The 13,422-nt window shown below is 67.8% G+C and carries 15 protein-coding genes; 11 read left to right on the forward strand and 4 right to left on the reverse strand.

Features of this window, described 5'->3' with window-relative positions; translation table 11 throughout:
- Positions 1–234 precede the first annotated feature (234 nt).
- Both fae and pqqA read left to right on the forward strand, forming a co-directional pair.
- Entirely contained in the window at positions 235–762 is a 528-nt protein-coding gene (fae, locus tag AZOLI_RS16890; RefSeq protein ID WP_014188378.1) for a formaldehyde-activating enzyme, read from the forward strand.
- Between the two features lie 448 nt (positions 763–1,210).
- A complete protein-coding gene (gene pqqA, locus AZOLI_RS16895; RefSeq protein ID WP_014188379.1) occupies positions 1,211–1,291 on the forward strand; it encodes a pyrroloquinoline quinone precursor peptide PqqA in 81 nt (26 codons plus the stop codon).
- Between the two features lie 46 nt (positions 1,292–1,337).
- On the opposite strand, the gene AZOLI_RS16900 is transcribed toward pqqA, so the two are convergent.
- From AZOLI_RS16900 to AZOLI_RS16910, 3 genes are read right to left on the reverse strand one after another with little or no spacing between them, the layout of a single operon-like run.
- Entirely contained in the window at positions 1,338–2,174 is an 837-nt protein-coding gene (locus AZOLI_RS16900; RefSeq protein WP_014188380.1) for a RibD family protein, read from the reverse strand.
- Positions 2,171–3,079 carry a RimK family alpha-L-glutamate ligase gene (locus AZOLI_RS16905; RefSeq protein WP_014188381.1) on the reverse strand — a complete coding sequence of 303 codons (909 nt, stop codon included), beginning with the start codon at positions 3,077–3,079 and terminating at the stop codon, positions 2,171–2,173. Before AZOLI_RS16905 ends, AZOLI_RS16900 begins: the two co-directional genes overlap by 4 nt.
- Positions 3,076–4,224, reverse strand: coding sequence for an ATP-grasp domain-containing protein (locus tag AZOLI_RS16910; protein WP_429725906.1), 1,149 nt, complete (start codon positions 4,222–4,224; stop codon positions 3,076–3,078). Before AZOLI_RS16910 ends, AZOLI_RS16905 begins: the two co-directional genes overlap by 4 nt.
- A 180-nt stretch (positions 4,225–4,404) precedes the next feature.
- On the opposite strand from AZOLI_RS16910, the gene AZOLI_RS16915 reads away from it, so the two are divergent.
- The 5 genes from AZOLI_RS16915 to AZOLI_RS16940 all read left to right on the forward strand — a co-directional run bounded on the left by AZOLI_RS16915 (position 4,405) and on the right by AZOLI_RS16940 (position 10,178).
- Positions 4,405–5,208: an ABC transporter ATP-binding protein gene (locus tag AZOLI_RS16915; RefSeq protein WP_014188383.1), complete on the forward strand. Its 804-nt coding sequence runs from the start codon at positions 4,405–4,407 to the stop codon at positions 5,206–5,208.
- A complete protein-coding gene (locus AZOLI_RS16920) occupies positions 5,205–6,020 on the forward strand; it encodes an ABC transporter permease (RefSeq protein ID WP_014188384.1) in 816 nt (271 codons plus the stop codon). Before AZOLI_RS16915 ends, AZOLI_RS16920 begins: the two co-directional genes overlap by 4 nt.
- A gap of 414 nt (positions 6,021–6,434) precedes the next feature.
- Entirely contained in the window at positions 6,435–8,261 is a 1,827-nt protein-coding gene (locus tag AZOLI_RS16930; protein WP_014188385.1) for a methanol/ethanol family PQQ-dependent dehydrogenase, read from the forward strand.
- Positions 8,262–8,359: 98 nt separating this feature from the next.
- Positions 8,360–8,830, forward strand: coding sequence for a c-type cytochrome (locus tag AZOLI_RS16935; protein ID WP_014188386.1), 471 nt, complete (start codon positions 8,360–8,362; stop codon positions 8,828–8,830).
- 7 nt (positions 8,831–8,837) lie between these two features.
- Positions 8,838–10,178, forward strand: coding sequence for a quinoprotein dehydrogenase-associated putative ABC transporter substrate-binding protein (locus AZOLI_RS16940; protein ID WP_014188387.1), 1,341 nt, complete (start codon positions 8,838–8,840; stop codon positions 10,176–10,178).
- Between the two features lie 9 nt (positions 10,179–10,187).
- Here AZOLI_RS16940 and AZOLI_RS16945 read toward each other — a convergent pair whose 3' ends face one another.
- Complete coding sequence (locus tag AZOLI_RS16945) at positions 10,188–10,736, reverse strand: hypothetical protein (RefSeq protein WP_014188388.1); 549 nt, start codon at positions 10,734–10,736, stop codon at positions 10,188–10,190.
- Between the two features lie 189 nt (positions 10,737–10,925).
- Between AZOLI_RS16945 and AZOLI_RS16950 the strand changes: the two genes are divergently transcribed.
- From AZOLI_RS16950 to AZOLI_RS16960, 4 genes are read left to right on the forward strand one after another with little or no spacing between them, the layout of a single operon-like run.
- Positions 10,926–11,414 (forward strand): DUF3280 domain-containing protein, encoded by a 489-nt coding sequence (locus AZOLI_RS16950; RefSeq protein WP_014188389.1) that lies wholly within the window; start codon positions 10,926–10,928, stop codon positions 11,412–11,414.
- 57 nt (positions 11,415–11,471) lie between these two features.
- Positions 11,472–11,912, forward strand: a complete 441-nt coding sequence (locus AZOLI_RS16955) for a dihydroneopterin aldolase (protein ID WP_014188390.1) — start codon at positions 11,472–11,474, stop codon at positions 11,910–11,912.
- 26 nt (positions 11,913–11,938) lie between these two features.
- Positions 11,939–12,061, forward strand: coding sequence for a hypothetical protein (locus AZOLI_RS33650; protein ID WP_275451541.1), 123 nt, complete (start codon positions 11,939–11,941; stop codon positions 12,059–12,061).
- Positions 12,037–13,422, forward strand: coding sequence for a DUF6513 domain-containing protein (locus tag AZOLI_RS16960; protein WP_014188391.1), 1,386 nt, complete (start codon positions 12,037–12,039; stop codon positions 13,420–13,422). The genes AZOLI_RS33650 and AZOLI_RS16960 overlap by 25 nt, the downstream gene beginning before the upstream one ends.

The raw sequence follows: 13,422 nt of genomic DNA on the forward strand, positions 1-13,422 counted from the left end.
ACGAAGACGGCGGCTGCGATTTCAAGGTACTCCGGAACCCTTTTGTGAGTTTGTTTTACAAACGAACAAACTGGCATAATGCCCACCGTGACCGACGCCGGAACTCGCAGACGATCCAGACGCCGCGTTACCGGCGACCTGCCCGGATTGAGCTGACAGGATCGAGCTGACCGGCGTGACCGCGTGACTGCGGCGGTCCTCCAATGATTTTCAAAAACATGGGAGAAAACGGCGATGGGCATGTGGCAGGGGTCATCCCCGAAAATCAATCGCGTGCTGGTGGGTGAGTCGCTGGTCGGCGACGGGAACGAGGTGGCCCACATCGACCTGATCATGGGGCCGCGTGGCAGTGCCGCGGAAACCGCATTCTGCAACGCACTGACCAACAACAAGGACGGTTTCACCAGCCTGCTGGCGGTCATCGCCCCCAACCTGCAGTGCAAGCCCTCGACCATCCTGTTCAACAAGGTCACGATCAAGGGCGCGGAACAGGCGGTCCAGATGTTCGGCCCGGCCCAGCACGGCGTCGCCAAGGCGGTCGCCGACTGCGTGGCCGAGGGCACCATTCCGCAGGACGAGATCGACAACATCTTTATCTGCGTCGGCGTCTTCATCCATTGGGAGGCGAAGGACAACGCCAAGATCCAGGATTACAACTACCGCGCCACCAAGGAGGCCATCGAACGCGCGGTGTCCGGCTATCCCACCGTCAAGGATCTGCTGAACCAGAAGGATGTCGCGAAGCACCCGTTCGCCGCCTGAATTTTCACCGGAATCCGCGTCCTCCGAAAGCCCCTCCCCCCTCTGCGGTGGAGGGGCTTTTTCTCTGTCGGATGGTGGTTGCCGCTTCCGGCCATTCTTGAGCCGAGCAGAGAAAAAGGACCGAATACCTTCCGTCTGCGAACCAGTCCGCTGTTACCGATACGCCGCAAAATCCGGTCTGGTGCTGACCCCTGACAAACCAGAACATTTGAAGCGAATAAAGATACGATGCGGGATTGCGCCATATCAGCGCTTAACACGTTGATTTATTCCAATTCCAATGAGGGCCGGCGGTCCGGTTCGTTTTGCATCGCACAAAGAACTAGCCAAAATTCTCAAGCTCCTATCCGTTCGGGTAGTGGTGGCGCGGAGGCATCATCGGTACCATTTCCTAATGGGCACCAAGGCAATCATGCCAATCTGCCCATTTCCAGTGGAGGAAGCAGACATGAAAACCTGGCGCAAACCGACGACCGCCGAAATCCGGGTCGGCACGGAAATCAACGCCTACGCCTGCGCCGGCCTGTAATCGGCACGGTAGCTTTCCAGTCAGAACAAGTGTTCACTTCGGCCACTCAGGCCGGCCGCGGCTCGAAATGGGCGAAGAACTGCCCTGTGCCGTCCGGCGCGCTGGCATCGTAATTCAGCGCGCAGAGTCGCAGCCGGCCGGCATCGCCCAACTCAGGCCCGGCCAGCATGCTGTGAAAGCTCTCACCGCCGAGCAAACGATGGGCGGTGGTCAGGTACAGGCGCGAAAGCCTGTGGCCCCGCATCATGGTGTCGAGCATGCGCGGCCCCGTCAGCAGATAGATGCTGCGCAGCCCCCGCCGACCGAGTTCATCGACCAGCGGCCCACCCTCCACCGACGCTCCCGATCCGACGGCCAGCACCTCATGGCCGGCGGCCCGCCACTGGGCGACACGCTCGGCCGGTGCCGCGGCGCCGGTGGCGATGACGACACGCTGGCCATGGCGCGCCGGGGAATCCGGCATCGGAAAATCCAGGCTGGCGCTGGCGATGACCAGGGCCGGCTGGGGCGCCAAGCCGTTGTCGGCCCGCCATCGGGCGAGGTCCCGCGTCGCCTCCTGCGTCCCCACCTGCAGCACATCGTCCAGCCGGCCGGCCGCCAGATCACGCAGATACCCGCCATGGGTGACGAAGCAATCCGCCTGCGCCTGGAGTTCCTGGAACAGCCGGAAGTCGTTGCCGCTGACCAGCCCGGCGGGCAGCCGGCTTTCCCCGGTGGCGGGGTCGCGCAGGGCGATGCGCCCGTCCAGGCTGGCGACGAAGCTGGCATAGACCAACGGCCTCCCGGCACTCCCCCGCTCATGCAGGCGGTGGGCGAGATAGGCGCCGTCGAGCGCGATCTCCTCCGGCGGGCCGGGGAACAGCCGCAGCATGCGGGCGGTCATTGCGGCACCCGCGATGCGGCGGCCTCGACGCGGGCAAGGAAATCCGCCGCCAGCGCGTCGGCGATATCGGCGTCGCTGACCGTTTGGAGCCCCTGCCATGCCGGCATCGAATTCACCTCCAGCACCATCCAAGTCCCTTCATTAAAGGGGGCGGCAATCAGATCGACCCCGGCATAGTCGGCGCCCACCGCCGCCGCGGCACGCACCGCCAGCTCGGCCACCGCCCCGTCCGGCGCCATGGCTTCGCAGCGCCCGCCCTGATGGACATTCGTGATCCAGCTGCGGCCGTGGCGGATCATCGCCGCCACCGCGCGCCCTCCCACCACGAAGACCCGGCAGTCGCGCCACTCGCCGTCGCGGCGGGGCGGAACGAAGGGCTGCAGGTAATAGACGCCGGCCATGGCCTCGGGTTCCGGCAGGTCTTCCGGCCGCGGCAGGCGGCGCAGGCCGCGCCCCTGGGCGCCGAACAGCGGCTTCAGCACGCAGTCCGGCCAAGCCTCCACCACCGCGCGAGCCGTCGCGGCATCCTGCACGGTGACGGAGGGCGGCGTCGGCAGGCCGGCACGGGCCAGCAGGAAGCTGGTCATGCTCTTGTCCACGCAAGCTTCGATGGCACGGGCGGAGTTGTAGACCGGCACCCCCAGCCGGTCGAGCGCGTGAAGCACCCCCAGCCGCAGCGTCACCTGTTCGAAGCTGCCCTGCCCGACCACCCGCATGAAGGCGCCCGCCGGCAGCGCATCGCCAAATCCCGGCAGCAGCAGCCCCGTCGCCGTCCGCCCGACGGCGAAGCCGCAGGCGCTCAGTGGCACGCGGCGGCATTCGACGCCGCGCCGCGTCATCGCCTGTTCCAGCCTTGCCGCGTGCCAGTCGGCACCATCGGTGAACAGGGCGACCACGCCGCTCATGCCGCCTCCGCCAGGGCATGCCGCCGGAACAGCTCCCGCGCGCGCCGGCCGGCAAGGCGACGGGCCTCCGCCGGGTCGGCAGCATCGGCCAGAACCGTGCAGAGCGGCGCTCCCGCCGGGATGTGGGCCGGCGTGCCGGGACGGTCGGCGGTCCAGTCCGGCCAGCGCATGCAACCGTCCAGCAGGACCGGCGTCCGCGCATAGACGACCATGGCGGCGCGGCAGCCGGCCAGCGCCGGCAGAGCCTGCGGAAGCTCCGCGGTGCAGGCGGCCATGTGCAGGCCCAGCAGGCCCGGCATCGGCGCACGGTCGAACAGGTCGAGCGTCGCCCCGGGCCGCGGGTTGATCTCCAGCAGGCACCAGCCGTCCGGTCCGGCCAGGAAATCGGCGCTGTTGAGCCCGACCAGCCCGACCTCCGCGGCGATCCGCGAGACGGCGGCGGTCATGGCCGCGGCAAACCCCGCATGGATCGGCGCCACCGGCAAGGGGCCAACCGCGCCGCCATAGCGAAAGGGCTGGCGGGGTGCCGGGGCCACCCATTGCCGGCTGAATCCAACCGGCAGAACGCGCCGGCCATCGGCCAGGAACAGCAGGGACACCGGACGCCCCGGCATGCGGCGCTGGAGGTAATGTCCGGCCGGCAATCGGTGACTCCGCCGATCCGCCGGCCGGATATGCCCGCCGCCGCTGGCACCGGCGCGCTTCATCAGCCATCGCCCGCCATCGTCCGGCGGCGAGGTGGCGATCTCCGGATGCGGGATGCCGAGGCGGGCGAGCAGTGCGGCGAAGGCAAACGGGTCCTTCAGCCTCGCCACCGTCCCCGCGGCGTTGCCGAGGACCGGCCGGTCGCGCTCCAGCGCCGCCAGCAGCTCCGGCCTATCCTCGAACCCGGCGCCATAGACCAGCGGCACCCCGCGCAGATCGGGCGCCGCCAGGGCGCGCCGCAGCGCCGGGCCGAGAAGGTGCAGCCGCCTTGACGGCAGGGCGAGACAGCGGTCGGCCATGGCCGCGGTGTCCGCGTCGGCGAACAGGTCGAGGGCCGTTACGCCCAGCCCGCTGCGGCGTGCACTGGCCGCCAGCGCCCGCGCCGACAGCGCCACCACCAGGACATCACTCTTCGGGAGTATGGTCGGGGTCAAGCTCACGTCCCGGCGCGAAAGCGCCTTGAACATTCATTCGCAATCCCAACAATCATGCGGCAAAGCCATCTTTGCAATCACCCTTCCGAACAACGGCGCGTGCCGCCCTTCCGGCGCCCTTTCGGGTGAAGACGGGGGTGCGGCCCGTGGAAAGACAGTTGGGGGAAGACAGTTGGGGAAGACAGGATGTTCGAGGCCGTGGTTCTACCGGTAGCTCCGTCGATTCCCGCAATTCAAGAATCCGCCGCCGGGGCTGTGGCCGCCCTGGCCGTGGAGGACCTCAGCCACAGCTTCGGCAAGCGCGTGGCACTCGACCATGTGTCCTTCACCGTGCCGCCGGCCGGCTTCACCATGCTGCTGGGGCTGAACGGCGCGGGCAAGACCACGCTGTTCTCGCTGATCACCCGGCTCTATTCCAGCCGCAGCGGCGACATCCGCATCTTCGGCTTCGACCTGCGGCGCCAGCCGACCCGCGCGCTGGAGCGCATCGGCGTGGTGTTCCAGCAGCCGACGCTCGACCTCGACCTCACCGTGCGGCAGAACCTGCGCTACCATGGCGGCCTGCACGGCATGCGGCCATCGGACTGCGAAGCCCGCGCGCGGGAGGAGCTGGCCCGCATCGGACTGTCCGACCGCGCCGACGACAAGGTCCGCGCCCTGTCCGGCGGGCAGCGCCGCCGCGTGGAGATCGCCCGCGCCCTGCTGCACCGCCCGAACCTGCTGCTTCTCGACGAGCCGACCGTCGGGCTGGACGTGGACTCGCGCCGCCACATCCTTGCCCATGTCCGCGCGCTCTGCCGCGAGCAGGGCCTCGCCGTGCTGTGGGCCACCCACCTGATGGACGAGGCGGCGGACGAGGACTCCGTCGTCGTGCTGCACCAGGGCCGTCTGCGCGCCTCCGGCAGTGTCCGCACGGTCTGCGCCGAAACCGGCACCGACGCCCTGCCCTCCGCCTTCGCCGCCCTGACGGCGGGGGAGCGCCGGCCATGAGCGCCGCCACCTACTGGTACTGCCTGCGCAGCATCATCGTACGAGAAGGACTGCGCTTCCTGCACCAGCGCGAGCGCTTCTTTGCCGCACTGGTCCGGCCGCTGGTCTGGCTGGCGATCTTCGCCGTCGGCTTCCGCGCCGTGCTGGGCGTGTCGATCATCCCGCCCTACGAGACCTACATCCTCTACGACGAATATGTCGTGCCCGGTCTGGTCGCGATGATCCAGCTGTTCAACGGCATGCAGAATTCCCTGTCGATGGTCTACGACCGCGAGATGGGCAGCATGCGGACGCTGCTGGTCAGCCCGCTGCCGCGCTGGTACCTGCTGGTCGCCAAGCTGCTGGCCGGTGTCGCGGTGTCCATCGCGCAGGTCTATGTCTTCCTCGGCATCGCTTGGCTGTGGGGGGTGGAGCCGCCGCCGCTGGGCTACCTCGCCGCATTGCCGGCGCTGGTGCTGAGCGGGCTGATGCTGGGGGCGCTGGGCCTGCTGCTGTCGTCCTTCGTCAAGCAGCTGGAGAATTTCGCCGGGGTGATGAACTTCGTCATCTTCCCGATGTTCTTCGCCTCCTCCGCCCTCTACCCGCTCTGGCGGATTCGGGAAGGCAGCCCGACCCTGTACCTGATCGCCGCCTACAACCCCTTCACCCAGGCGGTGGAGCTGATCCGCTTCAGCCTGTATCTCCGAGTCGACGTCACCGCCCTGCTGTCGGTGGCCGGCTGCCTCGCGCTGTTCCTCGGCGCTGCGGTGCTGGCCTATGATCCGGGTCGCGGTTTCTGGGCGAGACGGGGCGGACCGGCGGAGCAGGCCTGATCGCACGACCGCAAGCTCGACCTTTTACCCCTTTCGGATTACCGCTTTTTTGTAACAATCACTCATTATTTCGATTCGTTCGAAAACTTTCGAACGGCGTCGGAAAATAATCTTCACAGACTATCTTTATTTGAGCAAACTGACTGTCAGCATCTCCAACATAATGCGGGGCAGTTCAGAACCCCGCCAAGGGCCGTGCTCCGGCACTTGATACCGGCACGCCTGAATGCCGGCCCCACTTGGATTCGGAACCTTGGGTGTCGCGATGGCACCCCCGACGCCGCCCGATCGACATCACGCGCCAACGATGGAGGGAGACCGCCCTCTCAAAAGACCGATTCACCGACACCGCCGCCTGTCGCTGCACAGTCTCCGGGACCACGAACCACCCCTTAAAAAAACGGGAGGAAACAGATGAACCCCTTTGTGCGCTGTCTGCTCGTCACCGCCGCGATCCAGGCGGCCACCGCCACGGTCGCCTATGCCAACGAAGACACCCTGAAAAACCAGAAGGATCCGGCCAACTGGGCGATGCAGCTCGGCAACTATGCCGGCCAGCGCTACAGCACGCTCGACCAGATCACCCGCGACAACGTGAAGAACCTCCGGCCGGTCTGGCAGTTCTCCACCGGCGTGTTGCGCGGACACGAGGGCGGTCCCGTGGTGATCGGCGACACGATGTACATATCGACGCCCTTCCCCAACATCGTCTATGCGCTGGACCTGAACGACAACGGCCGCATCAAGTGGAAGTATGAACCCAAGCAGGACTCCGCCGTCATCCCGGTGATGTGCTGCGACACCGTCACCCGCGGCGTCGCGGTGGCCGGCAACAAGGTCTTCCTGGGTCAGGCCGACAACACGCTGGTGGCGCTGGACGCGCAGAGCGGCAAGGTGCTGTGGTCGGTCAAGAACGGCGATGCCAGCAAGGGCGAGACGCTGACCGCGGCCCCGATGGTCGTCAAGGACAAGGTCTATGTCGGCATCAGCGGCGGCGAGTTCGGCGTCCGCGGCCATCTGACCGCCTACGACATCAACAGCGGCAAGATGGTGTGGCGGGCCTATTCGACCGGTCCCGACAAGGACGTGATGATCGACCCGCAGAAGACGCTGATGATGGGCAAGCCGATCGGCGAGCCAGACCTCGGCATCAAGACCTGGCCGGCCGACCAGTGGAAGATCGGCGGCGGCACCACCTGGGGCTGGTACACCTACGACCCCGACCTGAACCTGATCTATTACGGCACCGGCAACCCGGGCACCTGGAATCCGGCGCAGCGCGCCGTCAACAACGACCGGGCCAAGAGCGACAACAAATGGTCGATGACCATCTTCGCCCGCGATGCCGATACCGGACAGGCGAAGTGGGTGTTCCAGAAGACGCCGTTCGACGAGTGGGACTATGACGGCGTGAACGAGAACATCCTGGCCGACATCAACATCGGCGGCCAGCAGCGCAAGGTCCTGGTCAACATGGACCGCAACGGCTTCGGCTATACGCTCGACCGCAACACCGGCGAGCTTCTCGTCGCGAAGAAGTTCGATCCGACCGTCAACTGGGCGACCGAGATCGACATGGCGACCGGCCGGCCCAAGGTCGTCGACAAATACAGCACCTTCGCCCAGGGCGAGGACACCAACACCACCGGCGTCTGCCCGGCGGCGCTGGGTTCGAAGGACCAGCAGCCGGCGTCCTACTCGCCGGACAGCGGCCTGCTCTATGTGCCGACCAACCACATCTGCATGGATTACGAGCCGTTCAAGGTGGAGTATTCGGCCGGCCAGCCCTATGTCGGCGCGACGCTCAGCATGTATCCGGCCCCCGCCTCGCATGGCGGGATGGGCAACTTCATCGCCTGGGACCCGGCCGCCGGCAAGGTCGTCTGGTCGAAGCCGGAACGCTTCGCGGTGTGGAGCGGTGCACTGACGACCAAGGGCGGCGTCGGCTTCTACGGCACGCTGGAAGGCTATCTGAAGGCCTTCGACCTGCGTGACGGCAAGGATCTCTACAACTTCAAGACGTCGTCCGGCATCATCGGCAACGTCAACACCTACACGCACAAGGGCAAGCAGTACATCGCGGTGCTGTCGGGTGTCGGCGGCTGGGCCGGCATCGGGCTGGCCGCCGGGCTGACCGGCGCACAGGAAGGCCTTGGCGCCGTCGGCGCGCACAAGTCGCTGGGCGAATACACCCAGCTCGGCGGCACGCTGACCGTCTTCGCCCTCCCCGACAACCAGTAACCGGCAAGCTTGTCGCCGTCCCCCGATCGGGGCGGCGACAAGCCCCTTTTCATGCCGATGGCAAGCCACGAACAAAGGCAGTGGGGAGAGACAGTGAGATGCCCAAATACCTGATCGGGCTGTGTGCCGCTCTTGGGTTCACCGCAACAATGGCCCTCGGCAGCGCGTTCGGCCAGCAGGAAGCGAAGGTCGCCGAACCGGAAGAGCTGGTGAACGACGAAGGGGTGCCGCTCTATGCGGTGCGGGACGGAAAGGTGGACCAGGGGACCTACAACGGATATCGGCGCTATGCCTCGTCCTGCCATGTCTGCCACGGGCCGGACGGGCTGGGATCGTCCTTCGCCCCGGCCCTGACCGACTCGCTGAAGCGGATGGATTACTGGCAGTTCACCGACGTGGTGACCAACGGCCGCACCAACTTGGGGGCCACCGGCGACCGGGTGATGCCGACCTTCGGCACCGATCCCAACGTGATGACGAATCTCGCCGACATCTACCGGTATCTCAAGGCCCGTTCCGACGAGAAGATCGGCCGCGGTCGGCCCGAGCGGTTCAAGTCGGCCTCGTGAGTCCGGCATGATCCGCAGGTCCGCTCGTTCCTTGATGCTGGCCTTCATGCTGGCCGCCGTGCTCTGTGCGGCGGCCCCCGCCGGCCGCCCGGCCTTTGCTGCGGAAGGCATCCCGATGGAGGTGCTGCGCGTCTGCGCCGACGCCAACCTGCTTCCCTTCTCCAACGACCGGCAGGAGGGGTTCGAGAACCGCATCGCCAAACTGATCGCCGACGAGCTGAAGGTTCCGCTGGCCTTCACCTGGTGGCCGCAGACCATCGGTTTCGTCCGCAACACGCTGCGCACCCGGCAATGCGATCTGGTGATGGGGACGGCGGTCGGCGAAGAGCTGATGCAGAACACCAACCCCTATTACCGGTCCACCTACGCGCTGGTCTACCGCAAGGATTCCGGGATCACCGCGAAGACGCTGGCCGATCCGTCGCTGCAGGGGGCGCGCATCGGCGTCGTCGCCCGCACGCCGCCCTCCGCGGTGATGCTGCGCCACGGGCTGACCAACCTGGAACCCTACCAGCTCGACACCGACACGCGCGCCCACCACCCGGCCCAGCAGGCGGTGGAGGATGTCGCGGCGGCCCGCACCGACGCCGCCATCGTCTGGGGTCCCATCGCCGGCTTCTTCGCCGCCCGGCAGTCCGTGCCGCTGGCGGTCGTGCCGCTGAAGGACGAACCGGGCGCTTCACCCTTCCAATACATGATCTCCATGGGCATCCGCCTGGACGAGCCGGACTGGCGCCACTGGCTGAACGACTTCATCGTCCGCCGCCAGGGCGACATCGACCGCATCCTTGCCGAGTACCATGTCCCGCTCGCCAACGCCGACGGATCGATCCGGGCCGAGGTGCCGGAACCGGACGGCTACCGCATGGCCGACTACCGCGCCCCCACGCCTCCCGCCCTGCGCGGCGCCGAAACGGTGGGACCGGAGGAGGTCGAGCGGCTGGCCAAGGCCGGCGCCGTCCTGGTCGACGTGCTGCCCACCCCGCCGAAGCCCGACGGGCTGGCACCGGGAAGCCGCTGGGTCCCGCCGCCCCATCGCAGCCTGCCGGGAGCCCACTGGCTGCCGAATGTCGGCTACGGCGCGCCCTCGGCCGATCAGGAGGCCTATTTCCGCAACAGCCTGGAGGCGCTGACCGCCGGCGACCGCAAGCGTCCGCTGGTGGTGTTCTGCCAGCCGGATTGCTGGATGAGCTGGAATGCCGCCAAGCGGGCGGTGGCGCTCGGCTATCGGGCGGTCAAATGGTATCCGGCCGGCACCGACGGCTGGGCGGCCGCGGGCCGCGACCTCGTCACGGTCGAGCCCGAACCGGGGTTCGAGACGCGGCCCGAACCCAAGATGGCGAACTGAGTGCTGCCCTCAGGACAGAAGCGCCGACAGCATGCGCGCGATCTGGCCGAGCCGCTGTTCGATGCGGGCCGGCTGCTCGCACACCGCGGTCTGGGCCCGGCGGCGGTCGTCGAGGATGCGGCGGTCCCAGGCGATGGCCGCCTTGGCCTCCTGCGCACGGGCGGCGTCGCCCGACGCGGCATCGAGGTCGCGCAGGGCGGCGGCGATGCGCTCGCGCAGGGCCCGCTGATGCTGGGCATACCGCTCGATGGAGGCGATGGCGGCGGTGCGCTGGCGGTCCAGCGTCTGGAAGGTCCCGGCGAAGACCAGCGCCAGCTTGCGGTCATGCTCCTGCTCCGCCCCCTTCCGCACCGGGCCGGCCAGCGCGTTCGCTTCCGGTTCCAGGCTGGCGGGATCGATGCTGTCGTCGGCCGCGCGCCGGACCAGGGTGGCGATGGCGGCATCGCGCTGCCACTCGTCCCCCAGCCCGTCGATCGACGGGCCGTCCCAGACCGAAGCCGGCGACAGGGCCGGGACCAGAACCTGCGGACAGGGCCAGTCGGGATTCTTCGAATCCAAGGAAGCCGTTTGGGCTGCCGCAAGGGCTGGCGAGCCTGCGATCAGTGCCGCGGCGAGCGCCGCAGCGGAAATGGAAGAAAATCGATGCATGCCCAGAATGATGGCAACACCAACGATCCGGCGCAATCGGAACCGCTGCGCAAAAGGGGAAGCCCGATGGATCATGCGGGGAGGAGGATCGGAGCCGCTATGATCGCAGGGCTCGCCCTCTGTCCGGCACCGGGCTTTACGGGCGCCGCAGCCGCGTCGGCGCGGACGCTGGTGCTCGATCTGGAGCTTGAGGACAGCAGCGGCGAACCCCGGTCGACGGAGCATGCGGAGCGTCTGAAACGGGTCAGTGCCGAACTGCGCCGGGCGCTGGACGCCAAGGGCTATGACGTGATCGACGATGCCGCCACGGCCGGGCTGGTACCTCCGGGAACACAGATCCGGACCTGCAACGGCTGCGAGACCGACATCGCGCGTGCCGCCGGTGCCGATCTGGTCGTGTTCGGCGTGGTCCGCAAGGTCAGCAGCCTGATCCTGTGGATCGCCGTGGCGGTCGAGGATGTCGGCACCGGCCAAGCGGTGACGACGGCACGCGGCGACATCCGCGGCGACAATGCCGCCGCCTGGTCGCGCGGCGTCGCCTGGCTGGTCGAACACCGGCTGGCGAAGCATGCGCCCGTCAAGCAATGAGCCGGGTGGTGAGCCGGGCGGCTCCAAGAAGGACAGGCGACAGGGAGGCCCCAGACAATGCCGGACGATTCACAGAGCGGCTACCTCACCATCATGAACGTCCTGCGGCCGCCGCCGGCCAGCGCCGTCATGCGCCGCTACGACCTTGTGCTGCGCGATTATGTCGGGGAGTTCCGCATCGGCGTCTGGGACCATGAGAAGACGCGGACCCAGCGCGTGCGCGTCAGCCTGACCGTCACGGTCGAGGTGCCGAACCGGCCCTTCGTCGACGATCTCGACGCCGTCGTCTCCTACGAGTACCTGATCCAGGGCGTCGAGGCCTTCCAGCAAAGCCCACACATTCAGCTGCTGGAGGTCCTGGCCGAAAAGCTGCTTGCCCTTTGCCTGTCGCCGCCGCAAGCGGTCTTCGCCCGGGTCCAGGTGGAAAAGCTGGAGATCGTCCCACAAGCGGCAGGCGTCGGCGTGGTATTGACCGGTGCGCGGGACCAGTCACAATGAACAGGGTCGCAATCAATGGGGATACGATGACCGGAATTCGGGTCGTCAAGCCGGGCGGCGGCCTGTGGAACGGCGCTGCCCTGCGCCCCTGGCTCGTTACCCTCGCGGCGGAACGGGAGGCGGCATGGCCCGGCACATCCTATTCCTGACCGGCTCCCTGGCTGAGAGCCGCTTGCGTCAGGTTCTGGACTCGCTCGCCCCCCTGCCCTTCGAGGCGACCGTCGTCAATCTCGGCGTCAAGGTCGCGGCGCTCGCCACCACCGAGATCGTGCTGCGGCGGCTTGACTCCGCGCGCGGGGCCGACCTGATCCTGCTACCCGGCCGGTTCCGCGGCGACATCGACGCCCTCACCAATCATTTCGGCGCGGCGGTGGAGCGCGGCCCCGACGAGCTGGAGGATCTGCCCCAATACTTCCAGCGGCAGGCCCGCCCGCTCGACCTCAGCCGGCACGACACCCGCATCTTCGCAGAGATCGTCGACGCGCCCTCGCGCGACACCGCCGCCATCCTCGCCAAGGCGGCGGAGCTTCGCGCCGACGGTGCCGACGTCATCGACCTCGGCTGCCTGCCCGACACGCCTTTCCCGCATCTGGAGGAGGCCATCGGCGCACTGCACGACGCCGGCTTTGCCGTCAGCGTCGATTCCCTGAACCCGGAGGAACTGCTCCGCGCCACGACGGCCGGTGCCGACTATCTGCTCAGCCTGACGGAGGAGACGGTCCACCTCGCCGACGAGGGCGATGCGGTGCCGGTGCTGATCCCGACCACCCCGCCGGATCTCGACAGCCTGGGACGCGCCGTCGATGCCATGACCCGCCGCGGGCGGCGCTTCCTGGTCGATCCGATCCTGGAGCCGATCCACCACGGCTTCACCGATTCCCTGCTGCGCTACCGCACCGTGCGGGAGCGCTGGCCCGACGCCGAAATCCTGATGGGCATCGGCAATGTGACCGAGCTGACCGACGCCGACACGTCCGGCATCACCGCGGTGCTGATGGGGGTGGTGTCCGAACTTCGGATCGGCAATGTCCTGGCGGTGCAGGTCAGCCCGCATTGCCGCCGCGCCATCCGCGAATTCGATGCGGCGCGGCGCCAGTTCTTCGCCGCCCGCACGGCGCACAGCATGCCGCGCGGCTTCGGCAACGGCCTGCTCTGTCTGCGCGACCGCCGCCCCTTCGTCCGCGACGCCGCCCAGATCGCCGAGACCGCCGCGCAAATCCGCGACCCCAATTACCGGGTGGAGGTCAGCGCGGAGGGCATCCATCTCTACAACCGCGACGGCCATCACCGCGCCACCGATCCGTTCGACCTGTTCCCGACGCTCGATCTTGGAACCGACACCGGCCACGCCTTTTATCTGGGGGTGGAACTGGCGCGGGCGCAGATCGCGTGGCAGCTCGGCAAGCGCTACGCCCAGGACAGCGAATTGCGCTGGGGTGTCGCGACGGACGAGCCGCAGGACGACCCCACAGGCTTCCACGCCATCGGCCCGACCAAGCGAGGCGGCTGA

This window comes from Azospirillum lipoferum 4B, from assembly GCF_000283655.1.
Classification (GTDB): domain Bacteria; phylum Pseudomonadota; class Alphaproteobacteria; order Azospirillales; family Azospirillaceae; genus Azospirillum; species Azospirillum lipoferum_C.